Consider the following 26,777-nt stretch of genomic DNA (forward strand, 5'->3'; position numbering starts at 1 on the left):
CATGGCAACGCGGAAGATGCACATCCTGCTCTGGCTGCAGAATCTCGGTCACAACCTCGCCGCCTGGCGCCACCCGGACTCGCGCACGCAGGATTTCCTCACCGTCGACTATCTGCGCGATGTCGGCAGGCTGGCGGAGTCCGGCAAGCTCGACATGGTGTTCATCGAGGACGTGATGTTCACGCGCGAAAGCGGCGGCCGCTATTTCGGCGAAGTGTCGATCAACTCGATGGACCCGTCGATCATCATCGCGGCGCTGTCTTCGGTCACCGAGAAGATCGGGCTCGCCGCCACTTATTCGACGACCTACCACGAGCCGGAGGTGCTGGCGCGCAAGTTCGCCACGCTCGACCATCTGAGCAAGGGCCGGCTTGCCTGGAACGTCGTCACCTCCGACCCCCGCGTGGCACGCAATTTCGGCGCCACGCTGCATCCCGACAAGGAGCTGCGCTACCGCAAGGCTGCCGACACCATCGCGGCGATCAAGGCGCTGTTCGATAGCTGGCGCGACGACGCGCTGATCTTCGACCAGGCCGGCGGGCGTTTCTACGACCCGGACAAGGTACGGCCCGTTGCCCACAATGGCGAGTTCGTGCGCGTGCAGGATGCGCTTGGTGTGCCGCGTTCGCCGCAGGGCCATCCGGTGTTCATCCAGGCCGGCATGTCGGAATGGGGTCTCGACTTCGCCGCTTCCTTCGCCGAAGCCGTGTTTGCCTCCGCCAAGAGCCTGGAACTGGCGCGCGATTACCGCACCGCGCTCAAGCAGAAGGTTGCCGACAAGGGCCGTGATCCCGACGGCATCAAGATCTTTCCGGGCTTCGTGCCGATCGTCGGCTCGACCGAAGAGGAAGCGCGCCGCAAGGAGGCCTATTTCGACAGCCTGGTGCATCCGCGCGCCATGCTCAACCTGCTGCGCGAGCAGTTCCACCTCGACTTCTCGCAGCATTCGCTCGACGATCCGTTCCCGATCGAGACGATCATGGCCAGCGACGGCTACACCAACGGCCGCACCCAGGTGCCGCACTATCTGAAGGCGATCCGCGGACAGGAAAGCATGGCCACCTATTGCAGGCGCTATATGCGCAGCCTCGGCCATCAATACATCGTCGGCACGCCGGAGCAGGTCGCCGACTTCATGCAGGGCTTCGTCGACGGCGGCGGCTGCGACGGTTTCGTGCTGGCGCCATCGCACATTCCGGGCGAGCTGAAGACCTTCATCGAGGAGGTGGTGCCGGTGCTGCAGAAACGCGGCGCCTTCCGCCAGGACTATGAAGGCGCAACGCTGCGCGACCATCTCGGCCTGTCGCGGCCTGCATCGTAGACGGAAACAGGCTTAATCCAACCAGGGCGGACGCTCGGTGAAGGCTTTGGCCAGATGATCGACGATGGCGCGCAGTTTCATCGGCAGAGGCTTGACCGGCGGCCAGACCAGCGAGATCGGCAGCGGCACCGGCTTCAACGCCTGTGCGATCCTGACCAGCCGGCCCTGCCGCAGCGCCTCATGCGCGATGAACAGCGGCAGCAGCGCGACGCCGAGGCCGGCAATGGCTAGGTCGCGCATCGCCTCGCCATTGTTCGCCGTGACGCGGCTCTGCATCGCAAGCCCGGTCGGCGTTCCGTCCTCACCCTGGAATTGCCAGACACTGGCAGCATGGACATTGAGATAGCCGATGCTGGCATGCGCCTGCAGGTCGTCGAGGCTTTCCGGCATGCCGCGCCGGGCCACATAATCGGGGCTGGCGACGACGACCCTGGGGTCTTCGCAAAGCTTGCGCACGATCAGTCCGGAATCGCGCAGCTGGCCGATCCTGACGGCAAGGTCGAACCGGCCGCGCACGAGATCGACCGTCCTGTCGTCATAGTCGAGCGTGATGGCAAGCTCGGGATGCTGGCGCGCGAAATCGGCGACGACGGGGCTGAGATGGCTGATGCCGAAGCTCATCGGCGCCGCAATCGCCAACGATCCCCTGAGGCCGGCCATGCCCCAGGCTGCGCTTTCGACGGCATCGTTCATTTCCGCCAGCGCCGGGCGAAGCCTGAGCGCCAGTTCCCCGGCACTCTCCGTCGGCGTGATGCGTCCGGCATGGCGCCTGAACAGCGCGGTGCCGAGTGCCGCCTCGAGATCGGAGATGCGCTTGCTGATGACCGACTTCGACAGGTTGGAGCGCGCGGCGGCGCCGGAGACGGTGCCTGCCTCCATCACATCCAGAAACGTTCTGATTTCCTCGACCGTCCATTTCATGGCCCGGTTCTATCGCATTTGAACTGACCCGGCATCGGAAAACCGTTCGTGAATCGCGAACGCCGGATTCACCAGATGGCGGCTAAACAACACCGGAAGAGGCGCTCATATTCGCTGCAACAAAGCGATCATCGTGGTCGCAGCAACCAGAGCGTTTCTGTTTTTCACGGAAACACGGAAACGCGGAAACGCTCTAATTCTTTGTCTTAACGCAATTCCGGACGGAAAACCGCTACGCACTTTTCCCGGAGTTGCTCACAGGAGTGACCGAGATGAATCTGACCGGCATCCACCATCTGACGGCGATCACCGCAAACGCGCCCGCCAACAAACGTTTCTATACGGAGACGCTCGGCCTGCGGCTGGTCAAGAAGACCGTCAACCAGGACGACACCAGCGCCTATCACCTGTTCTATGCCGACGGCGAAGCAACGCCGGGCACTGACCTCACCTTCTTCGACTGGCCGGTTTCGCCGGAGCGGCGCGGCACGCATTCGATCAGCCGCACCGGCCTGCGCGTGGCCGGCGCGGAAAGCCTGAATTACTGGGCCGCCCGCTTCAAGGACAGCGGCGTGAATGCCGGCGCCATCACCACGATCGACGGTCGCGCCGCAATCGAGTTCGAGGATGCCGAAGGCCAGCGCTTCCGCCTGATCGACGACGGCAGCCACGGCGAAGCCCATGCCTGGGAGCGCAGCCCGGTGCCCGCCGCAAACCAGATCCGCGGCCTAGGCCCGATCACCATCTCGGTGCCGACGCTTGGGGCCACCGATGCGGTGCTGACTACGGTGCTGAACATGAAGCAGGAACGGGTGTACGCCTCGCCGGACGGACAGGGCGAGGTCCACGTCTACGCCATGGGCGAAGGCGGGCCGGCAGCCGAACTGCATGTCGCCGTGCAGCCCGACCTGCCGATCGCACGGCAGGGCGCTGGCGCCGTCCACCACGTCGCGTTCCGCACGCCCGATGTCGCGGCGATCCGCGACTGGGCGGCACGGCTTTCGGAATTCCGCATCCCGAGTTCCGGCGAGGTCGAGCGCTATTATTTCCGCTCGCTCTATTTCCGCGAACCCGGCGGCAATCTGTTCGAGATCGCCACCGACGGCCCCGGCTTCACCGCCGACGAGCCGCTGGAAAGCCTCGGCGAACGGCTGTCGCTGCCGCCCTTCCTGGAAGGCAAGCGCAGCGCGATCGAGGCAAACCTGAAACCTTTGGACTAACCTTGATGGAACAGGTCTCGCAGCGACGCTGCGAGACCTGTCTTGGGGAGAACAGCGATATGACCACCATCCTCGGCCTGTCCGGCAGCCTGCGTCAGGCTTCCTTCAATGCGGGGCTGCTTCGGGCGGCTGCGAAAGCGGCTGAGCCGGCCGCGACCGTCATCATCGGCTCGATCCATGACGTGCCGCTCTACAATGCCGACGATGAGGCAGCCAACGGCATTCCGCCCGCAGTGCAGGCGCTCAAGGACCAGTTGCTTGCCGCCGACGGGCTGCTTCTGGTGACGCCGGAATACAACAACGGCATTCCCGGCGTGTTCAAGAACGCCATCGACTGGATGAGCCGGCCGGCCAACGACATCCCACGCCATTTCGGCGGCAAGCCTGTGGCCTTGCTCGGCGCTTCGCCCGGCGGCTTCGGCACGGTGCTGTCGCAGAACGACTGGCTGCCGGTGCTGCGCACGCTGGGGACACGCCACTGGGCGGCGGGCAGGATGCTGGTGGCCCGCGCCGGAACGGTGTTCGACCGCGACGGCAACCTGACCGACGAGGCGACACTGGCAAGGCTCAATGATTTCATGGCCGGCTTCGCGGCATTCATCGAAAGCTGAGGGTCCTATTTCATGTGAGACGCGACCGCTCGTATCTGGTCGAGAAACCGGTTACCTGGCCATGTCCGGTGCGTAGGTGCCGTCATCATCGAGACCCTGCGCTCGCTGCTGCAGCCAGAACAGGTATTGATGAATCGACGTCGTCGGCTGGTCGCCGTTTGCGGAAGAGAAGACGTATTTGTCGGCTTCACCGCTCTGGATCAGATGCGTGATGTAGCCGATCTTGGGTTGAAGCTCATCATTGGACAGCGTTGCGACATTCCTCAGTGACATCACATTGCTTTCGGCCGCCCCGCTATAGCGTTCAGGATGGGCAGCAGTCTCGGCATCGTAGTCCGCTTTCTGCTGCTTCATGCGAGCCTCTGCCTCTGCCAACTGAGCTTTCACCTCAGGCGGCATCGGAATTGCTGCCGAAGCAGGGATTCGGTGCCAATTTTTGACATCGGTATTCTTCAGACCGGAGTGATATTTGAGCAGGTCTGCGGGGCCAATCGCGCTCGTCATCTGTGATCCCTTTGCGGCTCAATCACGACGTGTCGCTTTTGTAGAACAGATCGCTTGCGCGGAGCTTTCTCTGCGAGACGCGTATCTGGCCTTCCGGCCAGCAGTGCGAAGGCTGACGGCGGTTGCCCCGCCGCCCTTCGCCGATCTCGATATCAGCCATGGCTATCCCTTTCGTCCAGCCAGCCACGTGCGATCGTCTCGTCGTCGGCGGTCAGCTGATGGCCGGCGGCGACAGTGCGGTGTTCGGTGGCGGCGCCGTGCGTTTCGAGCCATGCGGCAAGCGCCGGCGCGCCGTCGCCAAACGGGTCCTGCTCGCCGCTGATGACCAGCGCCTCGCTGCCGGCCAGATCGGCCTCGGGCAACGGGTCGAGCACTGGCACGGCCCTGAGCAGGATGGCGTGGCGGATCACCGCCGGATGCAGGCCCATGACGGCGGCGGCGAAATTCGCGCCGTTCGAATAGCCAAGGAAGGTGAGACGCGCCGGGTCCAGCCCATAACCCGAGATCGCGCCAGCCATGAACGCCTCGAAGGCCTCGGCTTCGGAGCGGATGTCGGCCTGATCGAAAACCTTCGGCGACAGGCGCCGGAAGAAGCGGGCGATGCCTTCCTCATGACTGCGGCCGCGCACGCCAAGCAGCGTGGCGCGCGGTGCGATGCGGTGCGCCAGCGGCATCAGGTCGGCTTCCGTCCCGCCGGTGCCATGCAACAGCACAAGGGCGCTGCCGTCGGCGTTTTCAGGCGTGAAGAAGCGATGCACGAAAGGCAGGTCGCGCTTCGGCAGGCGCGGTTCGCCGGGCATGGCGAACTGCGGCAGCATCACCCGCAGGTCCTCGGCCAGCGCGGCATCGTGCGGCGGGATGAACAGGCTCTCACCGAGACGCCCGGCCGGTTCGTCGATGGCGAAGCCCGGCCCGTCTGTGGCCAGTTCGAACAGCGTCCCGCCCGGCTCGCGCACATAAAGCGAGGTGAAATAGTGGCGGTCATGCACCGTCGTCGGTGACGAATTCAGCCGCGACAGGGAGGCCTCGACGTCGCGCAGGGCCGCCACATCGGCGGCACGGAAGGCGACATGGTCGGCGGTGCCGGTGCCCGGCAGGCCGGGCACGTAACCGGCGGCGTTGCGTACATCGATCGCGTCGTTCGCGGACAGCAGGCGCTGGATGTTCTCTTCGACCGGCCCCGGCGCGTAGCCGAAGCGGCGCACGAAGGCGGCCGTCTCTTCGGCATCGCCAGTGAGGATGGTGACCGCGCGCAGCCTGCCGACGGCGCCTTCGGAACCACCCTCGGCGACGCCGACCAGCTTGACGATGATGCCGTCCGGGTCTTTCAGCCTCAGCACCGGCTCACCGAATTCGCGCAGCGGCCCCTGCACCGGCACGCCCTTGTCGAGCGCCCGCACCAGCCAGTTGCCGATATCGGTCGCCGGCACGGCGAAGGCGATCTCCGAAACCTGGCCGAGGCCGGCGCGGCCGGGCGCACCGTCCTGCCAGACCAGGAAGGTGACCAGCGAGCCGGGCGCCCCCTCTGCGTCGCCATAAAACAGGTGCAGTTGCTGGCCGTCCTCGTAACCGCCGGTGCGTTTGACCAGATGAAGACCGAGGAACCCGACATAAAAATCCACATTGGCCTGCACGTCGCGCGTGATCAGCGTGACGTGGTGGATGCCATTGGAGAGTTCCATGCCTCAGCTCCCGATGCCGTGTGCCGAGGGAAGACAAATCCAAAGGTCGTGAATCGACATGGGCAACTCCCGGTGATGCGGCGACTTTCGCACGCACCGGCGACCAGCGCCAAGCGTGAGGCGACGAACACGGCGTTCACCGATCACGAACGGGCGCGTGGGAGTTCTTCTGGCAAAGGCGTGGAGCCCCCCCTCATCGCCTTGCCGGGCACTTCTCCCCGTGAACGGGGAGAAGAAGGCTGGCCGCTGCGCCGGCGCCTGTTCTGCAACGCCGATAATTGGCGAAATCCTCGGCGACAGCCTCCCTCGCCCCCTTTACGGGGGTCCGAAGGACGGGCGAGACCCGTGGCTCGCCCCGGTACAGATGCCGGCAGGCAGGTGAGGGGCAGCAGCAACAATCGGCATCTACGGCCAATCACACCGAGCGGATCAGGCCGCCGTCGACCCTCAGGCTCTGGCCCGTGATGTAGGAAGCCTCGTCCGATGCCAGGAAGGCGATCGCCGCGGCGATCTCGTCGCTGGTGCCGTAGCGCTGCATGGGAACGCTGTCGCGGCGCTCCTCGGTCGCCGGCAAGCTGTCGATCCAGCCGGGCAGCACGTTGTTCATGCGGACGTTGTCTGCGGCGAAAGTGTCGGTGAAGATCTTGGTGTAGACGGCAAGGCCGGCGCGGGCGACCGCGGAGGTCGGGAACATCGCCGACGGCTGGCTGACCCAGGCGGTCGAGATGTTGACGATCGAGCCCTTGCGCTGAGCCTGCATGATCGGCGCGACCAGACGGACCGGGCGCACGACGTTCAGGAAATAGACATCGATGCCCTGGTGCCACTGCTCGTCGGTGATCTCGAGGATCGGTGCGCGCGGGCCATGGCCGGCGCTGTTGACCAGCACGTCGACGCGGCCCCATTTGGCGACCGTGGCATCGACGAGGCGCTTGAGATCGTCGTTCGACTGGTTGGAGCCGGTCACCCCGATGCCGCCGAGCTCGTCCGCGAGTGCTTCGCCCTTGCCGGAAGACGACAGGATGGCGACCTTGTATCCGTCCTTGGCCAGGCGCTTGGCCGCAGCCGCGCCCATGCCGCTGCCACCGGCGGTGACGATTGCTACTTTTTCTACAGTCATTTTGTTTCCTTCCGAAGCCCGATCGCTTCTGATACGCCTTTCATTTCGATGGTTCGAGCCAGTTTCCTTGTGATTTCACGATAGAAAAACTACTGGATGCGATCAGGCCAACTTCCTTCACTGAATGCCGTGCGCGCCTTCGAGGCGTCGGCGCGCCACCTCAACTTCCGGCTTGCGGCCGAGGAGCTGGGCGTGACGCAAGGCGCCGTCGCCCAGCATGTACGCGGACTGGAGGATTCGCTAGGCCTGAAACTGTTCCATCGGCTGCCGCGTGCTCTTGCCCTGACCGACCAGGGCCGTAGCTATGCGGGAACCATCCGGCGCGCTTTCGAGCTCATCGTCGAGGGCACGGCGGCGCTGCGGCCGCAGCCGGTGCGCCTCTCCATCAGCGTCACGCCGACCTTCGCCGCCAAATGGCTGCTGCCGCGCCTGCCCGGCTTTTCGGCGCTGCATCCGGAACTCAGTCTCGGCATCGTTGCCACCGACCGCATCTCCGGCTTCCAGGCGGAAGGCATCGACATTGCCGTGCGTTATGGGCCCGCACCCGCCAGCCCGCAACTGGAAGCGGAGCTGCTCTTCGGCGAAGAGCTGGTCGGCGTCTGCAGCCCGGCGTTGCTGGCCGGCACGAAGGTGCCGTTGCGGGCGATCGACGGCTATGTGCTGCTGCACGACGCGCACAGCCGCTGGCCCGAATTCATCGAAAAAGCGCTGCAGCACGCCGAACCGGGAACCAACAGGGGCCTGCACTTCAACCAGACCGCGCTCGCCATCGACGCCGCTCTCGGCGGCCAGGGCATCGCGCTGGCCAGCCGCGCTTTCGTCGAGGCCGACCTTGCCGCCGGCCGGCTGATCGATGCGTTCGGAGTCATGCTGCACAGCGACCGCGCCTATTACGTCGTCACGCCGCGCAAGCCACGCTTCCCGTCGCCGGTGGCGGCGGTGAGGACATGGCTGCTGTCGAACCCGGTTGTGTAATACCCACGCCTGGAGAATGCGAAGAAGGGTCTCGCGCGACGCCACAAAAGGAAATGCACAGGTTCGCGACCACTCCCTCACGCCCTTTCTTAGGCGGCGGCATTCCAATTCCGTTTGGCGAGCCTCGCCATGTCGATCTCGTGCCGCCGGGAACCCGCTGAAGAAATGCCTTTGAGCAGACTGACGAGTTCGCTTTGCTGGTTTGTCGCAGTCTTCGAAAAGATGCGGACGAGATAGGCGCGTGCCGTTCCGAAGGAAATGCCCTGGCTGGCGGCGCTGTCCCGCAAGGAAAGGCCCGAGGCCAGCGCGACTGCCAGCCGTGCCTCCGCCGGCGTCAATCCAAAGAGTTTGGAAACGAGCTCGCGGGACGGCACTCCGACCGTCGTTGCAACCGGCGACAGAACCATGATCGTACAGGACATCGAAAAAATGGCCTCGGCATCGCCGCAAAGCGGCATCAGCTGGATGACTGCGGCGTTGTGAGCGTCCGAGGGTGGTATCGGCACGCTGACGCTTCTTGAGACCGACTGCTCGAGCGCCTTGGCAAAGGTCTTTCGCAGGCTATCGCCGCCACGGATGGCCACGCGACCTGACGCGTTCCTCGAGACGTAGTGGTCGACGCTGTCAAACAGTTCGTTGGCCAGCAGGATTTGTCCATTGCCGTTGACCAGCGCGGCCGGCAGACCGAAATCGTCCAAGGTGTCGACGCTGCAACGCGCACGCTCGAATTGCAGGCGCGATGCGAAGAAGGCGGATTGTTTGAACGCGAGATGGATGGGTTGCAGGCTTGCCAGCAGGCTGTCGTCGTACCGCGGCTCACCCAGGCGCCGTGTCAACCCCAGCTTGATGATCTCACCGTTGAAGAGTTCAATGATCGTTGCGGTCTGGGCGCCGAAACCACGCCTGCGATGGCTTTCAAGCCGTTCCGCGAAATCCGGCAGGCCCGACCAGTCTCCCCGAAACAGATCAAGCTGGAAAAAGCCACGGTTGGCGTATTGGCCGGCCCGAACCTGAGCCAGCCAACGCTCCAGCTCCTCAGCTGTCAGCTCCCAGGGCTGACGGCCCGGCGATATCTCGAAACTCGTGGTGATGCCGCGTTGGTGTGGCCAATAGATGCCGATCGACCCGTCACCCGATCCCGTGGCCAAGGCGAGGTCGTCGAGCACCGATACCCACAGCTCCGGAAAGAACGCCGCCTCATAAAGTCTTTCCGGGATTGCACCAAGTTCAACCATTTTGCGGAGCCTGCGGGGGCAACTGGAAGATTGATGCAATGTTGCATATTACTAAATTTTACTAAAATCAACAAACATTAGTAAACATCAGCCATCCCCCAACGTCACGCGACCTCTTGCTGGTGATGCCGGGCAGCTTTCGCGCCAGATTATTTCCGACGGAATGCCGACGCGTTTGACGTAATCGCGACCTTCGATACGTTCGCGAATGAGATCTGCAGCCGCGGCACCGATGTTTTCCGGGAATAATCTTACGGTTGAGAGTGCAGGCGCGAGAAACCGCGCGGCCTGGATGTCGTTGAAGCTGACCACCGCGATGTCGCCCGGGATCGAAAGGCCCGCGTCGGCGATCGCCCTGTATGCGCTCAGCGCGATGCTGTCATTGCCCGCGATCAGGACATCGGGGCGAGACCTGCTCAGCAATGACTGCGCCAGTTCGTATCCGGTGCTGACGGCAAAGTCGCTGACAGCGTACAGGCCCGGATCGAAAAGCCCCGCGTCCCGCATCCAGGCTATGTAGGATCTGCTGCGTTCGTCGCCGACGTCACCCATGCTCCTATCTGTTCCAGAGGGCCAGCCGATAAAGCCCATGCGACGATAACCCAAGCGATGCAGGGCGTTCATCAAATCAGTCACCGCCTGGGCAAGGTCGTTGCCGACGCGATCCACCCTGTCCGCAGTACGGACCGCGAAATCCGTCACCACGATGTTGTCGCTGTGCGCGCGCAGGGCCTCGATCTGGTTCGGAGCATAGATTGCGAGCGTGATCAAACCGGACAGACGCGCGAACAGGGACGGATGATGCTGGGCGCTGCCCTGGAGTATGCCGACAGGCTCGAAACCGAATTCACGCAGTCGCCGTTCCGCGCCGAGGCGAAGCATCAGGAAGAACGGATCGGCGAGTTCCTCCTCCGGCCCTCGCCCTTCGATCAGCCCGATCCTCGGCCGCTTGACGCTCTTTTGCGTCGAGCTCTGCTCGCGGCGTGCGCTGGGGCTGACGTAGTTGAGCGCGGCGGCGGTCTCCAGGATCGCCCTGCGTTTGCTCAACGACAGTGAGAGCGTCGTGTCGTTGCTCAGCACGCGGGAGACTGCGGCCTGGGATACGCCGACCTTGTCGGCGATCTCTTTGATCGTAGCCAATTGACACTCCGTGATTTCGCGCGCCGGGATTTTACGGAAATCCCTGTAATTTAGTAAATGTCAAAAAGTCGTGAGGCCCGACGCTCCTGAAGGAGGGGTGTCAGCACGGTTGTGCGAGGCTTGCCAGCAAGCAATGCCTGGAGGTTTACGACTATGACGACGTCCCCGTTCCTCACAACACTCGCGTCCGATGCGCCGCCGCCCGAGCGCGCGCAGGTGATGGCGCTCTATGGCTGGCTGATCGGCAGCTGGGAGATGGAGACGCTGTACCATCATGAAGACGGCACGGTCGAAACGTCGCCGGGAGAGATCCATTTCGGCTGGGTGCTCGAGGGCCGCGCCATCCAGGATGTCTGGATCCGGCCGAGACGCCCCGCACCGCCGACCATGTATGGCACCACCTTGCGTGTCTTCGACGCCGGCATCGGCGGCTGGCACATCATCTGGAGCGATCCGCTCAATCAGGACTATTCACGCCAGATCGGGCGGGCCGAAGGCAACGACATCGTCCAGATCGGTGAGGACTCGCGCGGCCTCAAGGCGCGATGGCGCTTCACCGAGATCACCGCCGGCAGCTTCCACTGGATCGGCGAGGAACGGGCTTCGGACGATGCGCCCTGGCGCATGACCTATGAGCATTTCGCGCGGCGGGTGAGTGGCTGAGGCGGGGTAACCCTGTAGCATTTTGCAGCCAATCACTTGGCGTTACAAAAATACTTCTAAAACAAAAGCTTGGAGTTTTTCCGCGTTTCCGTAAGAACGGAAACGCTCTAGACCTGCGCCAGCAGGATCTCGGCGAGTTTCTCGGGCATCAGCCGCGCGACATTGTGGCCGCAATCGAGCGAATGGGTCGACCATTGCGGATCGCTGGCAAGGCGCTGATAGAGTGCGAGGAACGGACTGCCGTCCCAGCCATGCGCGCCGACATAGGTCTTCAACGGCACCGCGCGCCAGCGGCCGCTCAGCGTGATGGCCTGGAGAAACGTTGCCATCGGCTGCGGCCGGCAGCGCGGGTCGAGATTGGGCGGCGGCATGCAGTTCAGCCCGTCGGTACTGGCGCCGGCGATGAACATGTCGCGGAAACGCGGCGTCGTCAGCGACCAGACGGAATCGCCGCTCTCCGGTACATAGGCGTCGACATAGACCAGGGCCCGCAGCCGCGACGGTTCCGCATCGGCAACGCCGCTGACCACCATGCCGGCATAGGACTGGCCGACAAGGACGACGTCGTCGCGCTGAGCCTTCACGACGTCGACGACCTCGCCGATATGTGTCTGCAGATTGGCCAGCGGCGCGCGAACATCGCCCAGCCCCGACAGCGTCAGCGGCAAGGCCCGATAGCCCTGCGAGGCCAGCAGCCCGGCCACCGCCTGGTAGACCCAGCCGCCCTGCCAGCCGCCGGCAATCAGGATAAAGGTGGCCATGGTGTCCTCCCCGAAGTTCGATGCGGACGGAGCTTCAACGGCTCCGTGGCCGAAATCAAGGCCGTGGCAGATGGCGCGGCGCGAATTGCCCGCACCGGAGCAGGCACGGTTTCCGCCCTCTGCAGGGGCGAAACATGACGCAATCTTGCCGGAAAATCGAAGCGACAGGCAGAAGAAAATCGACAATTTCTCCCTCCAGACAGGGAGTTTATTGCCGCTATGACCATGTTTAAATCGTCAAAACTCGCGGCGAACTGAGATTCATATCAATCAATTCGCATCGGTTGTTTTGTCACAAAACTTCAAACACGAATTCGTGACAGACATTGGATTCATCCAGCGAGAATTTTGATATTCGCCATAAACTATAAGCTCATTAACTCAGTTAATTATGAATTCGTCGATGTATAAAGTAAATCCCATTTATCCTTTAGTACATTCTTACAGTCGAAACGAATCATATTATGTGGCAATGTGATTCGTGTAGTCTTGCTTAACGCGTAAATCATTTTTCGGCATTTCATTTCAACCCTCAACTTTCTGTTGAGGGAACGAGGTTTGGCGCGCCTGATGGGGAGGCTGCGTCATCATCAACGGGCTGGGGCGAGGACTTGAAAAGGTAATCCAGATACTTCCACGAAGAGGGGTCTTATGCGGCACTACAGCCTTTCTCATCGTTTCGGTTGTTCTACTCTCCTTCTCAGTGCATCGACTTTGGCGCTTGCGGTCGCGTCTCCGCCAGCCGCCGCACAGGACGCGACCTGGCTCGGCGGCGTCGTCGCGGCGCCCTGGAATGCCGGGACGTCCTGGATCGGCGGGACAGTTCCGACCGGCACCGCCACTTTCAACGCCTCCATTTCGCCCGTCGTCCTGTTCGCACCGGGAAGCACAAACACCGTCGGCGGCATCAACTTCGGCGTGACGGCCCCGGGCTATGTGTTCGGGCTCGCCGGCACCGGCGCGAATGTTTCCCTCGACGTCAACGGAGCCGGGATCCAGAACAACGCGGTGCTCGCCCCGACCTTCAACGTGTCCGGCAGCGCGGGCGGGACCGGCACCTTGTCGTTCAGCGGCACCGGCACCAGCGCAGCCAACGCGACGATCAACTCCAACCTGGGCGGCGCCGTCAATTTCTCCGGATCAAGCACGGCCGCAACGTCCGGCATCATCGCCACCGGCGGCAGCGTCAATTTCTCGGGCACGAGCACGGCGGGAACGTCGACCATCACCGCGGCGGCCGGCGGTTCAGTCAATTTCGGCGGCTCCAGCACCGCAGGTTCCGCCAACATCACGGCCAATGCCGGCGGCAGCATCGCCTTTTCCGGCAACGCGACCGGCGGCAACAATGCGCAGGTCACCCTCACCGGCACCGGCAGCCTCGGCATCGGCGGCCTGACCGGCGCCGGCGTGAGCCTCGGCTCGCTGTCCGGCAATGGCTCGGTCGATCTCGGCGCCAAGGCGCTGACGCTCGGCGGCGGCAACGCCAATTCGACCTTCAGCGGCGCGATCAGCGGCGCCGGCGGCTCGCTGGTCAAGACCGGCACCGGCCTGCTCACCCTTTCCGGCCCCAACACCTCGACCGGCGGGCTGACCATCAATGGCGGCGGCGTGCTGGCTGGCACCGTCGGCGCGGTCGGCGCCGGCGGCATCATGCTCGACGGCGGCGGCCTGTCGCTCGGCACGGGCGGAACGCTGAGCAACCAGATCACTGTCGGCACCGGGGCCGGCAACAAGCTGTCCGTGGTCGCGGGCAATCTCGACGTGACCGGCGGGCTCAACGTCGCCGCCGGTGCGACGCTCGGTCTCGGCGCGGTCGGCGCCACCGGCGGCCTGACCTTGTCCGGGCCATCCACCTTCGGCGCCGGCGCCACCCTGTCGGCCGATCTGGCGCCGGTCAAATTCGGCGCCGGGTTCGGTGCGCAGCTCGGCAACACCACGCTCAACATCGGCGCCGCCGGCTCGGTCGACCTCAACGGCGGCGCCGCCATCATCGGCAACCTCACCGGCGCGGCCGGCGGCATCCTGACCAATGCCGGCGCGGCAGCCAACCTCACCGTGAATGGCGGCAACTTCGCCGGCAACATCACCGGCAATCTCGGCCTGCAGGTCGGCGGCGCGCTCACCTTGTCGGGCACCAACACCTTCACCGGCGACGTCACCATCCTGAGCGGCGGCGCCCTGACCGCCAACGGCGATGCTGCGCTCGGCGCCGGCCTGGCGCTCAATCTCGGCGCCGGCGCCTCCTTCGGCATCAGTCCCGGCGGAACGATCTCCAAGAACCTCAATCTCGGCGGGGCGGCTTCCCTCGATGTCGCGGCCGGCATCGGCACGCTGACCGGGACGATCAACGGCGCCTTCGACGTCACCAAGACCGGCGCCGGGCAGCTGACGCTCGGCGGGGTCAACACCGGCTTCAGCGGCAATCTCAACATCGGCGCCGGCTCGGTGCTGGCAACCAACCTCAACGCACTCGGCACCGGCGCGGTGAACCTGACCGGTGGCGAACTGACGCTCGGCGCCAACGGCACCTTCGCCAATGCGCTCACGGTCGGCGCCGGCGGCGGCACGCTGTCGGCAGGCGCCGGCATCACGGCGACCATGGGCGGTGGGCTCAACCTCGGCGCCGGCGTCACATTGGGCATCGGCAGCGCCGGCAACACCGGCACCGTCGCCCTCAGCGGCGGCGCCAACATCGGCCCGGGCGCGACGCTGTCGGCCAATTTCGGAACGCTGCAATTCGGTGATGCGGCGATCGGTGCAGCGCTCGGCAACGCCACGCTCAACGTCGGCGCGACCGGCAATGTCGACCTGAACGGCTTCGGCGCCACCATCGGCACCCTCACCGGCGCAGCCGGCGGCGTCATTGCCAATGCCGGCACGACGGCCACGCTCGACATCGGCGCCGGCAACTACAGCGGCGCCATCAACGGCAACATCGCGCTGAGCAAGACAGGCGCCGGACTGCTGACGCTGGGCGGCGCCAGCACCTTCAATGGCGGCCTGACCATCGGCGGCGGCACCGTGCTGGCGACGAATGTCAACGCGCTTGGGACCGGCGCGGTGAGCCTCGGCGGCGGCGAGCTGGCGCTGGGTGTCAACGGCACCTTCACCAATGCGCTCGATGTCAGCGCCGGCGGCACGCTGTCGGCGGCTGGCGGCGTCACCGCGACGTTCGGCGGCGCGCTCAACCTCGCCGCCGGCGCGACGCTCGGCATCGGCACCGGCACCAACAATGGCACCGTGACCTGGGGCGGCACCGCCGCGATCGGCGCCGGTGCGACGGTTTCGGCCAACAACGGCATCCTGCAACTCGGCAACGCCACGATCGGCGCGAACCTGACCAACGCGACGCTGAATGTCGGCGCGGCCGGCAAGGTCGACCTCAACGGCTTCGGCGCAACGGTCGGCAACCTGACCGGCCTTGCCGGCGGCGAGATCCTGAACGCCGGCGCCCTTGCGACGCTCGGCGTCGGTGCGGGCGACTACAGCGGCGCCATCAACGGCAACATCGCCCTGACCAAGACCGGGGCCGGCCTGCTCACGCTCGGCGGCGCCAGCACCTTCAACGGCGGCCTGACCATCGGCGGCGGCACGGTGCTGGCCACCAACGTCAATGCGCTGGGAACGGCTGCGGTCAACCTCAATGGCGGTGGGCTGACGCTCGGCGCCAACGGCACCTTCGCCAATGCGCTGACCGTCACCAGCAACGGCACGCTGTCGGCCGGGACCGGCATCACGGCCACGATGGCCGGCGGGCTCAACCTCGGCGCCGGCCTCACATTGGGCATTGGCACCGCCTCCAACACCGGCATCGTCGCGCTTGGCGGCGCCGCCACCATCGGCGCGGGTGCTACGCTGTCGGCCGACTTCGGCACGCTGCGGCTGGCCGACGCCACCATCGGCGCCGGCCTCGGCAACGCAACGCTCAATGTCGGCGCTGCCGGCAAGGTCGACCTCAACGGCTTCGGCGCCACGGTCGGCACCCTCACCGGCCTCGCCGGCGGCGAGATCCTGAACGCCGGCGCCCTGGCGACGCTCGGCGTCGGCGCCGGCAGTTTCGGCGGTGCCATCAACGGCAACATCGCGCTGAGCAAGACCGGAGCCGGACAGCTTACGCTGGGCGGCGCCAGCAACTTCAACGGCGGTCTCGCCATCAGTGGCGGCTCCGTGCTGGCCACCAATACCGGCGCACTCGGCACCGGCGCGGTGAGCCTGAGCACAGGCGGCGAGCTGACGCTCGGCGCCAACGGCACCTTCAACAATGCGCTCGGCGTCGCCGCTGCCGGAACCGGCACGGTATCGGCACTCGGCGGCGTTGCCGCGACGCTTGGCGGCGGGCTCAATCTCGGCGCCGGTGCCACGCTCGGCATCGGCACCGCCACCAACAACGGCATCGTCGCGCTTGGCGGCGCGGCCACCATCGGTGCCGGCGCGACATTGGCGGCCAATTTCGGCACGCTGCGGCTGGCCGATGCGACCTTCGGCGCCGGGCTCGGCAACGCAAGGCTGCAGGTCGGCGCCACCGGCGCGGTCGACCTCAACGGCTTCGGTGCGACCGTCGGCACCCTCGACGGTGTCGCCGGCGGCGTCATCGCCAATGCCGGTGCGGCGGCAGCGCTGAATGTCGGCGCCGGTACCTACAATGGCGCCATCAACGGCAACATCGCGCTCGGCAAGACCGGTGCCGGAACGCTCGCGCTGGGTGGCGCCAGCACGTTCAATGGCGGTCTCGCCATTGGCGGTGGCACGGTGCTGGCCACCAACACCGGCGCGCTCGGCACCGGCGCCGTCAACCTCAGCGGCGGCGGCGAACTGGCGCTTGGCGTCAGCGGCACCTTCAACAACGCAGTCGGCGTCACCTCCGGAACCGGCACGGTATCGGCAGGTGGCGGCCTGACGGCAACACTTGGCGGCGGGTTGAACCTCGGCGCCGGCACAACGCTCGGCATCGGCACGCCCGCCAACAACGGCACCGTCGCGCTCGGCGGCACTGCTGCCATCGGCGCCGGCGCGACACTATCGGCCAACAACGGCATCCTGCGGCTGGCCGATGCCACCATCGGCACGGGTCTCGGCAACGCCACGCTGAATGTCGGCGCCGCCGGACAGGTCGACCTCAACGGCTTCGGCGCAACGGTCGGCGCGCTCACCGGTGCCGCCGGCGGCGTCATCGCCAATGCCGGAGCGGCAGCCACGCTCGGTGTCGGCGGCGCCGGCACCTACAATGGCGCCATCAACGGCAACATCGCCCTGAACAAGACCGGCACCGGCCAGCTCGCGCTGGGCGGCGCCTCCACATTCAACGGCGGCCTGGCGATCAACGGCGCCGGCTCGGTGCTGGCCACGAACATCGCGGCGCTCGGGACGGGTCCGGTGAACCTTGGCGGCGGCGGCGAGCTGACGCTGGGGGTCAACGGCACCTTCAACAACGCGCTCAGCGTCGGTGCCGGAACAGGCGGCACGGTGTCGGCAGTCGGCGGCGTGACGGCAACGCTCGGCGGCGGCCTCAACCTCGGCGCAGGCGCCACGCTCGGCATCGGCACTCCCACCAACAACGGCACCGTGGCGCTGGGCGGCGCCGCCACCATCGGCGCCGGCGCGACGCTGTCGGCCAACAATGGCATCCTGCGGCTGGCCGACGCCTCGATCGGCGCCGGGCTCGGCAATGCGACGCTGAATGTCGGCGCCGCCGGCCAGGTCGACCTCAACGGCTTCGGCGCGACCGTCGGCACGCTCACGGGTGCGGCCGGCGGCGTCATCGCCAATGCCGGCGCGGCAGCGACGCTCGGCGTCGGCGCGGGCAACTTCGCCGGCGCCATCACCGGCACTATCAGCCTGGACAAGACCGGCACCGGCATCCTGGCGCTGAGCGGCAACAACAGCTTCACCGGCACTGTTGCCGTCAATGGCGGCACGCTGGTGGCCGGCAGCAACACCGCGCTCGGTGCCGCGGCCAACCCGGTCTCGCTGGCCAACGGCACCACGCTGGGGCTCGGCAGCGGGGTGACGCTCGCCAACAACATCGCGCTGACCGGCAACGCCGCGCTCGACGTGGCAGCCGGCACCGGCACGCTGGGCGGGGTCGTCTCGGGTGGTTTCGAGCTGACCAAGACCGGAGCCGGAACGCTGGCGCTCAACGGCGCCAACAGCTTCACCGGCGGGCTCGCCATCGATGCCGGCACCGTGGTTGCCGGCAATGTCGGCGCCCTCGGCACCGGCCCGGCGACACTGGCGACCGGCACGCAGCTGGTGCTTGGCGCCAATGGCACTTTCAACAACGCGCTTGGACTCGGCGCCGGGGTGGATGCGACGGTTTCGGCCGGCACCGGCATCACTGCCGGTCTGGCCGGGCCGCTGGCGCTCGGCGCCGGGGCGGACCTCCATATCGGCTCCACCGGCAATACGGGAACAGTCGCGCTCGGCGGGGCCGGTGCGTCGATAGGATCCGGCGCCACCATCTCGGCCGATTTCGGCACGCTGCAGCTGGCCGATGCAGCGGCCGGATCGTTGCTGGCGGGTACCGGGGCAACACTCAATGTCGGCGCGCAGGGCGCGGTCGACGTCAACGGCTTCAACGCAACCGTCGCCAACCTCACCGGCGCTGCGGGAGGCACCATCACCAATGGCGGCGGCGCGCTCGCCACCATCGGCATCGGCGCCGGCACTTTCGGCGGAACCATCGTCGATGGTACCGGCGGCATCGCCATCGACAAGACCGGCACCGGCACGCTGACCCTTTCGGGCACCAGCACCTACACCGGGCCGACCACGGTGAACGGCGGCACGCTCAACGTCACCGGCTCGATCGGCAACTCGATCGTCACCATCGCCGCGGGTGGAACGCTCGCCGGCACCGGAACCGTCGGCGGCATCAATGCCGGATCGGGCGCGACGGTTGCGCCCGGCGGCACCGGTCCCGGAACCAACCCGATCGGCAACCTGACGGTCACCGGCAACACCGGCTTCGCCGGCGGCTCGATCCTGGCGATCGACGCCAATGTCGCCGGCGCCAGCGACCAGCTCGTCACCAGCGGCACGACCACGATCGGCGGCGGCCAGGTCAACGTCGCCGGATTGCTGAACCCCAACCAGGTCTACACCATCCTGACCTCCGGCGGCGGCGTCACCGGAACCTTCAGCGGCCTCAGCGCCGCCGTCAATTCGGGCTTCCTGACGGCCAGCCTGGCCTACCAGCCGACGGCGGTGCAAATGCAGGTGCAGCGCAACGGGGTGACGCTGCCGAGCGTAGCCCAGAGCGCCAACCAGCGCAGCGTCGGCGCCGCGGTGGAAACGCTCGATCCGGCCAATCCGATCGCCGCCGAGATCCTCAACGGCTCGGTTGCGCAGGCACGCGATGCCTTCGACCAGCTGTCGGGCGAGATCCATCCGAGCATGACCTCGGCGCTGGTCGACGAAAGCCAGCTGATCCGCCGCACCATGGTCGGGCGCATCATGTCGGGCTTCGCCGACCAGTCGTCGGCGCCGGCAGCGATGGACCCGGCCACCAAGGGCGGCGCGGTCGATCTCAAGGATCCGCTGCTCACCCGCTACGAAGCGCCGAAGAGCGAACGTTTCGCGGCGTGGTCACAGGCAATCGGCGGCTGGGGCGACACTTCCGGCGACGGCAATGCCGCCCGGCTCGAACATTCGCTCGGCGGCGTGCTGTTCGGCCTCGACGGCGGCATGGGCGACAACTGGCGTGTCGGCGTGGCGGGCGGCTACTCGCGCACCTCGTTCGACGTCGACGCCCGCAAGTCCTCCGGCTCGGCCAACAGCTATCACCTGATGGCCTATGCCGGCACCCAGCTCGACCAGATCGGCCTGCGCTTCGGTGTCGGCCACAGCTGGCACGACGTGAAGACCGACCGCACCATCGCCTTCGGCGGTTTCGCCGACAGGCTGTCGGCCAGCTACGATGCCTCGACCACCTACGCGTTCGGCGAAGTCGGCTACGCGATGGTGATGGACAGGGTCACGCTGGAGCCCTTCGCCAACGTCGCCTTCGTGCATCTCGACAGCGACGGCTTCACCGAGAGTGGCGGGCCGGCGGCGCTGACCAGCGACGGCGTGACGCGCAACATCCCCTACACCACGCTCGGCCTGCGCGCCGGGACCGACGCGATGCTGGGCAGCACGACGCTGCGCCTCGACGGCATGGTCGGCTGGCAACACGCCTATGACAGCGTGGTGCCGAGCCAGGGCTTCGCCTTCAAAGGCAGCGACCTGTTCAACATCAGCGGCGTGCCGATCGCGAGGGATGCATTCCTGCTCGAAGCCGGTGCCAGCTGGCGGCCTGCCGACAATGTGACGCTCGGCGTGAGCTACAGCGGCCAGTTCGCCACCGGCTCTCGCGAGCACGGCTTCAAGGGCACGCTGAGCGTCAAGTTCTGAAACGGGGGCCATCGGCCGGGCTCGTCGTGCGCGGCGAGCCCGGCCGATGTGTTTTCAGGGAGTGGTCGTGAGGAACGCGCGGGCGAAGCCCGGCTGCGCGGTTTCGATCGTTCCGGGCGGGAGCATCAGCAGCCGCTCGAAGGCAACGCCATAGAGTTCCAGCTGCTGTTCCAGCATCGATACCGCCTCGTCGATGTCTCCCTGCTCGGCCTTGCACATGGCCTGGTACATGACATCCCGGAAGATCATCCGGAGCTGCAGCAGCATGTCGGCGAATATCTCCGGGTCCGGAACGTCCAGCACCTTCTCCTCGACGCCTTGTCTGAGAAGATCGGTGAACATTGGCCGCACCAGTTCGCGCGTCGAATGTTCGATGCGGTGGAACAGGATCATGTTTTCTGGCCGGAACAGCACCGAAAACGTCTTGCGCATCTGCGGCGCCAGTTCAGCCTTCAGCCGCCCCGCGCCCGAGAAGAGCGCGTTGATCCGGCCGATCGCGTCGAGCGACGGATCGTCGATGATCAGCCTGAGTTCGACCAAGCTGGCGATTGCCACCCGCTCGGCCAGCGCTTCGAGCAGCGCCTCCTTTGAGGCGAAGTAGTGATAGAACGCGCCTTTCGAGAGACCGGCCTCGCGGATGATGTCATTGACCGTGGTGTCGTCGTAACCGCGTTCGAAGAAAAGGCGCTGGGCGCTGTCCAGGAACTCGGCCAGCCGTACCTCAGGCTGCTTGATCACCCGCTGCTTGACTGGCTTCGACAAACGGACCTCGCCAGAGCATTTCCGGCGAAAATCGCCTGCAATGCTCTATCTCCTTGTTTTGAGCATTCCGGACGCAAAACCGCTACGCACTTTTGCTGGAATTGCTCTGGCTTTGTAGTGGCATAGAGGAGCACGAACGGCGATGCCATGCAATTCTATAGACCGACGGTCGGTCTGATGATATAGAACACGCCGCTTGAAGTCCTCTGGAGCAATTCCAGCCAAAGCGCGCAGCGGTTCTGCGTCCGGAATTGCGACAGACAAGGAGACGGAGCGTTTCTCATGCGGCTGATGCGCTGGATTGCCGGCATCGCGATCGTGACGGCCGTGGCAGGGGCGATGGCCTGGTATCTGTGGCGGCCGAGCGTGGTTTCCGTCGTGCTGCCGTCGCGTGGCGATGCCGCGGAAATCGTCTACGCGAGCGGATCGGTCGAGCCGCGCATCTGGGCGAAAGTGGCCCCCGTGGTGCGCGAGCGCATCGTCGAGCAATGCAATTGCGAAGGAGAACGGGTCGCGCAGGGCGATGTGCTTGCCCGTCTCGACGACAGCGAAGCAAAGGCTGCCCTCGACGAACTGGAAGCCCGCCGGGCCCTCGCCGCACAGGAATTCCAGCTCGCATCCGTGCTGGCCGAACGGAATGTGGCCAGCCAGCACGCGCTCGACCGTGCCCGCGCCGAGCTGTCCCAGGCCGAGGCGCTGCATGCTGCGCAGAAGGCGCGGCTCGAAACCTATGTGCTGCGGGCACCCAGCCCCGGCGTGGTGCTGCGGCAGGACGGCGAGGTCGGCGAAGTGGCCGAGCTCGGCAGCGTGCTGTTCTGGGTCGGCGAGCCGCGCCCGCTGCTCGTGGTGGCGGAAGTCAACGAAGAGGACATCCCGCGTGTCGCGGTGGGACAACGCGCGTTGCTCAGGTCGGATGCATTCCCCGGGCAGAACCTCGAAGCGATCGTCGACAGCGTCACGCCGAAAGGCGATCCGGTGACCAAGACCTATCGCGTGCGCTTCCGCCTTCCCGACGACACCCCGCTCAGGATCGGCATGTCGACGGATGTGAACATCATCGTGCGCGTTTCCGAGAATGCGCTTCAGCTCCCCTCCGTGGCGCTCGAAGGAGACAAGCTCTTCGTCGTCGAGGGAGAAACCGCACGGCAGCGCGACGTCCGCACCGGCATCCGCGGCGTCAACGGCGTCGAGATCCTGTCCGGCATCGACGACAGGACCAGCGTCGTCTCGCCCTACCCTACCGGTCTCGCCGATGGCGCCCACGTCGCGACAGCGGCCGGCAGAAAGTGAGCCGACAATGCCGCTTATCCTCGACATCGCCGTCACCCATATCGCCGGCCGTGGCCGGCAGACGCTCGTGGCCGTGCTCGGCGTCGCGGTCGGCGTCGGCTTCTCGATCGCGATGGCGGCATTGATGCAGGGCGGCCAGGACGATTTCGTCAAACAACTGGTCGACACCATGCCGCATGTCGACATCACCGACGAGCAGCGCACGGCGCGCCGCCAGCCGGCCGATGACAGCTTTTCCACTGTCGCCATATCCGGCTTACGGCCGCGCGACGATCGCCGCGGCATCATCAACCCGACGGCGGCGACCGCCCGGCTGCAGAGCTGGATCCCCGGCCGCTTCGCCGAGAGCCTGAAGACGCAGGGCGTGATCCGCTATTCCAGCCGCGAGGTCGGCGCGGCGATCATCGGCATTGAGCCCGAGCGGGAGCCCGGCGTGTCGCCCATCGTCGGGGATTTCGTCAAAGGCAGCTTCGCGGCGCTCAATGCCGGCGGCAACAATGTGCTGGTCGGCGACATCATGGCGGCGCGCCTCGGCGCCGGGCTCGGCGACACCATCACTGCCGTTTCCTCGGAAGGGCTGACCCGCGATTTCAAGATCGCCGGCCTGTTCCACACCGGCACGACGGCGCGGGACGAAGGAGAGGCCTACATTCTTTTGAAGAATGCGCAGATCCTTTCAGCCCGGCCGAATGCCATCAACGAGATCCGCATCAAGCTCGACGACCCGAACCGCGCTCCCGCCGTCGCGCACAGGGCGGAGGCCGAGCTCGGCTACAAGGCCGTCGCCTGGCAGGAGGCGAACGAGTCGATCCTGCAGGCCCTCGTCGTCCGCAACGTCATCATGTACACCGTGGTCGGCGCGATCATGCTTGTCGCCGGCTTCGGCATCTTCAACATCATCTCCACCATCACCCATGAGAAGGCGCGCGACATCGCCATCATGAAGTCGCTCGGCTTTCCGGAGGCCGACATGCGCCGGCTGTTCCTGCTGGAGGGCCTGGCGATCGGCGGCGCCGGCTCGGCATTCGGCTGGCTGCTCGGCTTCTCGATGATCTATGCGCTGTCGCAGCTGCGTTTCGAGATTGCCGCCACCGGCCAGGAGATGACGCATCTGCCGATCGCCTGGAGCCTGCTCCACTACATCATCGCTTCGGCTTTCGCGCTGGGATCGGCAGCGGTGGCCGGCTACCTGCCGGCCAGGCGCGCCGCGCGCCTCAATCCCGTCGACATCATCCGGGGCGCGACATGAGTGCGCTTCTCGAAACGGAAAAGCTGACGCGGGTGCTGCCGGAGACGGTGCCGGTGACGCTGGTCAAGGATGTGACGCTGACCATCGCGGAGAAGGAGTTCGTCGCCATCACCGGGCCGTCCGGCTCCGGCAAGTCCTCGCTGCTCTATCTTCTGGGGCTGCTCGACCAGCCGACGGCGGGAACGATCCGCATTGGCGGCCGCGATGCCGGCCCGATGAACGAGCGCGAGCGCGCCAGGACCCGGCTTGCGATGCTCGGTTTCGTGTTCCAGTTCCATTTCCTGCTTCCCGAATTCACGGCGCGGGAAAACGTCGAAATACCGATGCGCAAGCTTGGCCGGCTGGCACGTTCCGAGATGCGCGAGCGCGCCGATGAATTGCTCTCATCCCTCGGGCTAAGCGACCATTTGGACAAGCGGCCCGACCAGCTTTCAGGCGGGCAAAGGCAGCGTGTCGCCCTGGCGCGCTCGCTTGCCAACGATCCGCCGCTGATCCTTGCCGACGAGCCGACCGGCAGCCTGGATTCGAAAAGCTCCGAGCAGGTTTTCGACATCTTGCAGCGGCTGGTGCATGAGCGCGGCAAGAGCGTGGTCGCGGTGACACACGATCTCGAAATGGCCGAGCGCATGGACCGCCGCATCCATATCGTCGACGGAAGCGTGGCCGCATAGCCATCGCGGCGCCGCTCACTGCACCGTTGCGGCAGCAGTGAAGGTGTAGCCGACGCCATAGACGACCTTGATGGGTGCAGGCAGGCTGGTGTGCTCCTCCAGCTTGCGCCGCAGCCGGCTAACGACAGCATCGAGATGCCGGTTGTCGAAATTCGACCGCGGGCGCGCAACCGTCTCCATCAGGCTCTCGCGCTGGCAGATCTCGCCATGGCGCCGGCACAATATGTTCAGGAAAGCGAACTCGGTCGCGGTCAGCTTGAGCGAGCGAAGGTTGGGCGCCGTCAGCATCCAGGACGTACCGTCGAGCACCCAGCGGTCGGCAGCGGCACCAGCGGAGGCAGGCTGCTCTCCGGTTCGCCTTAGCAGGCTGCGAATGGCGGCTTCGATCTCGCGCAAGGTGCTGTGCTTGACCAGGTAGATGTCGGCGCCGCTTTCGAAGCCACGGATGCGGTCGTCGCTGTCGCTCAGCGCGGTCAGCATGATGATGCCGCAGCCATGCGACTTGCGGATTTCCGCCGCCAGCTCGAAGCCGTTGCCATCGGGCAAGCCGACATCCAGGATGATGACGGCGGGCGCACTGCCCTCCGCCAGCTCCTGGCGCAGTTCCTGCGCGGTCGCCACGCCTTGCGCCGTGAAGCCGGTCAACTCCAGGAAGTCGGCCAGGTCCTTGCGCAGCCGCGCCTCGTCCTCGACGATCAGGATATGCGTCATGCCGTCAGCTCCTGCAGCCGCGATTGCTCCGGCGCCTGGCCAACCAGCGGCAGCCGCACGATCGCGGTGACGCCGCGGCCGTCATTGGCAAGCAGTTGCAGCTTGCCGCCGTGATAGGCGAGCAGTTTGCGCGAAGAATAGAGACCGAGCCCGGTGCCGGTGCCGGCCATGGCGTTGGAAGCCCTGAAGAAGCGCCGGCCGATCTTGTGAAGTTCGGCCGGCGGAATGCCGATGCCGCGATCGCGCACCCGAATGACCAGATGTTGCTCCTCTTCGCGCGCCTCGATTTCGACCAGCGCATCGCCTGGTGAATATTTGAGTGCGTTGTCGATCAGGTTGATCAGAATGGTGGCCAACATTTCGGGATCGGCAAGAAGCGGCAAGCTGTCGTCATGCACGATAAAGACCAGCCGCTCGCCGCGTCCCGTCATGTCAAAATGCAGCCGCACATCGCCGATCAGCGAGCCCAGGCGGATCATCTCCGGCTGGAACCCGCTGTCGCGGTCATTGGCCATGAAACGGTCGATCAGCGAAAACAGCCGGTCCAGCGCCTCGCCGATGCCGGCGATGCGTTCCTTCGTCGCTTCGGGTGACTTGTCGCCGACAAGGCCGATCATGTCGGTGGCGTTGCGGATGATGGCGAGCGGCGTGCGGAATTCGTGGCTGACCACACGCATGAAGTCGGTCTGCTCGTCGCGCAACGCCCTCTCGGCCTCGAGACTGGCGGTCAGCCGGCTCTCCAGCCGCCGCCGTTCGCGCACCTCGCGCGACAGCGCCGCATTCTTCTCGCGCAGGTCGGCGGAGAGCCGCGCATTGACCATGAACAGCAGGCAGGCAAAGAAGGCGATGAGGAACAGCGTGCCCTGCAGCAGATACCAGGCGTTGCGGTCGGCCAGCAACGACGCGCTTTCGAAGTCGGCAGGCAGCCGGTATTCGATGACGCTCTGGGCGATGCTGGAGACCATGTATTCGGCAAGCACGCCGATGGTGATCCAGCGCAGCAACGCCGGCTGCGTGCGGTCACGCAGCAGGCCGAGGCACATCGTCGACATCACCACCACGGTGAAAACGGTCGATGAATGGATGCGGATGGCGATGTTGTCCGGATCGACCGCCAGCGCCACGCTCCAGACCACCAGCTGGAGCACGAGCAGCGAAACGCCGATCCAGGTATAACGCGGCTGTCCCAGGAACCGTGCCAGCCCCTCGGCCAGCAGCACGAGGCCGAGCTTGATGATCATGTTGTGCAGCACGATCGCCCAGGGCGCCGGCTCCACACCGCGCACGATCATCAGCAGCACGCCGACCGCGATCGCCGCAAAACCCGCCCCGAGGAATTTGAGCTCGTAGAAACGGCGCCAGGCCAGCCAGACGAACAGCCAGGTCGCGGCCTGCAGGCTTGCCGTGGCGAATGTGACGACCAGGACGGTCTTCAGATCAAGCATCGTAAAACATTCGCACGCACTTCCCGGCCGCAATCGGCTGTGCCGGAACTTTGCAGGTGTTGGACGGGCAGGCAAGCACGATCCGCCGCTGCAAGAATTGGTCAG

20 protein-coding genes are annotated in these 26,777 nt (G+C 65.8%); 9 read left to right on the top strand and 11 right to left on the bottom strand.

The genetic code is table 11. The annotated features are described in order from the left end of the window. Position 1 precedes the first annotated feature (1 nt). Positions 2-1,321: an NtaA/DmoA family FMN-dependent monooxygenase gene (locus AC3WTO_RS24595; protein WP_492463632.1), complete on the top strand. Its 1,320-nt coding sequence runs from the start codon at positions 2-4 to the stop codon at positions 1,319-1,321. Positions 1,322-1,333: 12 nt separating this feature from the next. Here the strand turns inward: AC3WTO_RS24595 and AC3WTO_RS24600 are convergent, their stop codons facing one another. Continuing rightward, positions 1,334-2,242, bottom strand: a complete 909-nt coding sequence (locus AC3WTO_RS24600; RefSeq protein ID WP_492463631.1) for a LysR family transcriptional regulator — start codon at positions 2,240-2,242, stop codon at positions 1,334-1,336. Positions 2,243-2,514: 272 nt separating this feature from the next. Here AC3WTO_RS24600 and AC3WTO_RS24605 point away from each other — a divergent pair, with 272 nt between their 5' ends. Together AC3WTO_RS24605 and AC3WTO_RS24610 are read left to right on the top strand one after the other, a co-directional pair. Continuing rightward, positions 2,515-3,462 (top strand): ring-cleaving dioxygenase, encoded by a 948-nt coding sequence (locus tag AC3WTO_RS24605; protein WP_492463714.1) that lies wholly within the window; start codon positions 2,515-2,517, stop codon positions 3,460-3,462. Positions 3,463-3,521: 59 nt separating this feature from the next. Then, complete coding sequence (locus tag AC3WTO_RS24610; RefSeq protein ID WP_492463630.1) at positions 3,522-4,073, top strand: NADPH-dependent FMN reductase; 552 nt, start codon at positions 3,522-3,524, stop codon at positions 4,071-4,073. Between the two features lie 51 nt (positions 4,074-4,124). Here the strand turns inward: AC3WTO_RS24610 and AC3WTO_RS24615 are convergent, their stop codons facing one another. The 4 genes from AC3WTO_RS24615 to AC3WTO_RS24630 all read right to left on the bottom strand — a co-directional run bounded on the left by AC3WTO_RS24615 (position 4,125) and on the right by AC3WTO_RS24630 (position 7,379). Then, complete coding sequence (locus tag AC3WTO_RS24615; protein ID WP_492463629.1) at positions 4,125-4,577, bottom strand: hypothetical protein; 453 nt, start codon at positions 4,575-4,577, stop codon at positions 4,125-4,127. 22 nt (positions 4,578-4,599) lie between these two features. Continuing rightward, complete coding sequence (locus AC3WTO_RS24620) at positions 4,600-4,737, bottom strand: hypothetical protein (RefSeq protein ID WP_492463628.1); 138 nt, start codon at positions 4,735-4,737, stop codon at positions 4,600-4,602. After that, positions 4,730-6,259, bottom strand: coding sequence for a VOC family protein (locus tag AC3WTO_RS24625; protein WP_492463627.1), 1,530 nt, complete (start codon positions 6,257-6,259; stop codon positions 4,730-4,732). The genes AC3WTO_RS24620 and AC3WTO_RS24625 overlap by 8 nt, the downstream gene beginning before the upstream one ends. Before the next feature lie 415 nt (positions 6,260-6,674). Beyond that, a complete protein-coding gene (locus tag AC3WTO_RS24630; protein ID WP_492463626.1) occupies positions 6,675-7,379 on the bottom strand; it encodes an SDR family oxidoreductase in 705 nt (234 codons plus the stop codon). Between the two features lie 96 nt (positions 7,380-7,475). Between AC3WTO_RS24630 and AC3WTO_RS24635 the strand changes: the two genes are divergently transcribed. Next, entirely contained in the window at positions 7,476-8,354 is an 879-nt protein-coding gene (locus AC3WTO_RS24635; protein WP_492463625.1) for a LysR substrate-binding domain-containing protein, read from the top strand. Between the two features lie 89 nt (positions 8,355-8,443). On the opposite strand, the gene AC3WTO_RS24640 is transcribed toward AC3WTO_RS24635, so the two are convergent. Together AC3WTO_RS24640 and AC3WTO_RS24645 are read right to left on the bottom strand one after the other, a co-directional pair. Then, positions 8,444-9,589 (bottom strand): helix-turn-helix transcriptional regulator, encoded by a 1,146-nt coding sequence (locus tag AC3WTO_RS24640; protein WP_492463624.1) that lies wholly within the window; start codon positions 9,587-9,589, stop codon positions 8,444-8,446. A gap of 87 nt (positions 9,590-9,676) precedes the next feature. Further along, positions 9,677-10,729: a LacI family DNA-binding transcriptional regulator gene (locus tag AC3WTO_RS24645; protein ID WP_492463623.1), complete on the bottom strand. Its 1,053-nt coding sequence runs from the start codon at positions 10,727-10,729 to the stop codon at positions 9,677-9,679. Positions 10,730-10,882: 153 nt separating this feature from the next. Here AC3WTO_RS24645 and AC3WTO_RS24650 point away from each other — a divergent pair, with 153 nt between their 5' ends. Continuing rightward, positions 10,883-11,392 carry a hypothetical protein gene (locus tag AC3WTO_RS24650; protein WP_492463622.1) on the top strand — a complete coding sequence of 170 codons (510 nt, stop codon included), beginning with the start codon at positions 10,883-10,885 and terminating at the stop codon, positions 11,390-11,392. 107 nt (positions 11,393-11,499) lie between these two features. Here AC3WTO_RS24650 and AC3WTO_RS24655 read toward each other — a convergent pair whose 3' ends face one another. Then, entirely contained in the window at positions 11,500-12,153 is a 654-nt protein-coding gene (locus AC3WTO_RS24655) for an alpha/beta fold hydrolase (RefSeq protein ID WP_492463621.1), read from the bottom strand. 651 nt (positions 12,154-12,804) lie between these two features. Here AC3WTO_RS24655 and AC3WTO_RS24660 point away from each other — a divergent pair. Continuing rightward, the gene (locus tag AC3WTO_RS24660; protein WP_492558439.1) at positions 12,805-20,544 is read left to right on the top strand and encodes an autotransporter domain-containing protein; all 7,740 of its coding nucleotides are present in this window, start codon (positions 12,805-12,807) and stop codon (positions 20,542-20,544) included. Positions 20,545-20,598: 54 nt separating this feature from the next. Here the strand turns inward: AC3WTO_RS24660 and AC3WTO_RS24665 are convergent, their stop codons facing one another. After that, positions 20,599-21,306: a TetR/AcrR family transcriptional regulator gene (locus tag AC3WTO_RS24665; protein ID WP_492463619.1), complete on the bottom strand. Its 708-nt coding sequence runs from the start codon at positions 21,304-21,306 to the stop codon at positions 20,599-20,601. Between the two features lie 282 nt (positions 21,307-21,588). Here AC3WTO_RS24665 and AC3WTO_RS24670 point away from each other — a divergent pair, with 282 nt between their 5' ends. The 3 genes from AC3WTO_RS24670 to AC3WTO_RS24680 are packed head-to-tail and all read left to right on the top strand — an operon-like array spanning position 21,589 to position 24,516. Then, complete coding sequence (locus AC3WTO_RS24670) at positions 21,589-22,596, top strand: efflux RND transporter periplasmic adaptor subunit (RefSeq protein WP_492463618.1); 1,008 nt, start codon at positions 21,589-21,591, stop codon at positions 22,594-22,596. Positions 22,597-22,603: 7 nt separating this feature from the next. After that, positions 22,604-23,845, top strand: a complete 1,242-nt coding sequence (locus AC3WTO_RS24675) for an ABC transporter permease (RefSeq protein ID WP_492463617.1) — start codon at positions 22,604-22,606, stop codon at positions 23,843-23,845. After that, on the top strand, positions 23,842-24,516 hold the full coding sequence (locus tag AC3WTO_RS24680) for an ABC transporter ATP-binding protein (RefSeq protein ID WP_492463616.1): 675 nt from the start codon (positions 23,842-23,844) through the stop codon (positions 24,514-24,516). Before AC3WTO_RS24675 ends, AC3WTO_RS24680 begins: the two co-directional genes overlap by 4 nt. A gap of 15 nt (positions 24,517-24,531) precedes the next feature. Here the strand turns inward: AC3WTO_RS24680 and AC3WTO_RS24685 are convergent, their stop codons facing one another. Then, positions 24,532-25,227 carry a response regulator transcription factor gene (locus tag AC3WTO_RS24685; RefSeq protein ID WP_492463615.1) on the bottom strand — a complete coding sequence of 232 codons (696 nt, stop codon included), beginning with the start codon at positions 25,225-25,227 and terminating at the stop codon, positions 24,532-24,534. Beyond that, positions 25,224-26,672 (bottom strand): sensor histidine kinase, encoded by a 1,449-nt coding sequence (locus AC3WTO_RS24690; RefSeq protein ID WP_492463614.1) that lies wholly within the window; start codon positions 26,670-26,672, stop codon positions 25,224-25,226. Before AC3WTO_RS24690 ends, AC3WTO_RS24685 begins: the two co-directional genes overlap by 4 nt. Positions 26,673-26,777: the final 105 nt, after the last annotated feature.

Source organism: Mesorhizobium sp. EU05-FHT14A09, assembly GCF_058790995.1.

Excerpts from the sequence above, each read along its gene's own strand:
- AC3WTO_RS24595 (WP_492463632.1), top strand. The coding sequence starts at position 2 with ATGGCAACGCGGAAGATGCACATCCTGCTCTGGCTGCAGAATCTCGGT.
- AC3WTO_RS24600 (WP_492463631.1), bottom strand. The coding sequence starts at position 2,242 with ATGAAATGGACGGTCGAGGAAATCAGAACGTTTCTGGATGTGATGGAG.
- AC3WTO_RS24605 (WP_492463714.1), top strand. The coding sequence starts at position 2,515 with ATGAATCTGACCGGCATCCACCATCTGACGGCGATCACCGCAAACGCG.
- AC3WTO_RS24610 (WP_492463630.1), top strand. The coding sequence starts at position 3,522 with ATGACCACCATCCTCGGCCTGTCCGGCAGCCTGCGTCAGGCTTCCTTC.
- AC3WTO_RS24615 (WP_492463629.1), bottom strand. The coding sequence starts at position 4,577 with ATGACGAGCGCGATTGGCCCCGCAGACCTGCTCAAATATCACTCCGGT.
- AC3WTO_RS24620 (WP_492463628.1), bottom strand. The coding sequence starts at position 4,737 with ATGGCTGATATCGAGATCGGCGAAGGGCGGCGGGGCAACCGCCGTCAG.
- AC3WTO_RS24625 (WP_492463627.1), bottom strand. The coding sequence starts at position 6,259 with ATGGAACTCTCCAATGGCATCCACCACGTCACGCTGATCACGCGCGAC.
- AC3WTO_RS24630 (WP_492463626.1), bottom strand. The coding sequence starts at position 7,379 with ATGACTGTAGAAAAAGTAGCAATCGTCACCGCCGGTGGCAGCGGCATG.
- AC3WTO_RS24635 (WP_492463625.1), top strand. The coding sequence starts at position 7,476 with ATGCGATCAGGCCAACTTCCTTCACTGAATGCCGTGCGCGCCTTCGAG.
- AC3WTO_RS24640 (WP_492463624.1), bottom strand. The coding sequence starts at position 9,589 with ATGGTTGAACTTGGTGCAATCCCGGAAAGACTTTATGAGGCGGCGTTC.
- AC3WTO_RS24650 (WP_492463622.1), top strand. The coding sequence starts at position 10,883 with ATGACGACGTCCCCGTTCCTCACAACACTCGCGTCCGATGCGCCGCCG.
- AC3WTO_RS24655 (WP_492463621.1), bottom strand. The coding sequence starts at position 12,153 with ATGGCCACCTTTATCCTGATTGCCGGCGGCTGGCAGGGCGGCTGGGTC.
- AC3WTO_RS24660 (WP_492558439.1), top strand. The coding sequence starts at position 12,805 with ATGCGGCACTACAGCCTTTCTCATCGTTTCGGTTGTTCTACTCTCCTT.
- AC3WTO_RS24670 (WP_492463618.1), top strand. The coding sequence starts at position 21,589 with ATGCGGCTGATGCGCTGGATTGCCGGCATCGCGATCGTGACGGCCGTG.
- AC3WTO_RS24675 (WP_492463617.1), top strand. The coding sequence starts at position 22,604 with ATGCCGCTTATCCTCGACATCGCCGTCACCCATATCGCCGGCCGTGGC.
- AC3WTO_RS24680 (WP_492463616.1), top strand. The coding sequence starts at position 23,842 with ATGAGTGCGCTTCTCGAAACGGAAAAGCTGACGCGGGTGCTGCCGGAG.
- AC3WTO_RS24685 (WP_492463615.1), bottom strand. The coding sequence starts at position 25,227 with ATGACGCATATCCTGATCGTCGAGGACGAGGCGCGGCTGCGCAAGGAC.
- AC3WTO_RS24690 (WP_492463614.1), bottom strand. The coding sequence starts at position 26,672 with ATGCTTGATCTGAAGACCGTCCTGGTCGTCACATTCGCCACGGCAAGC.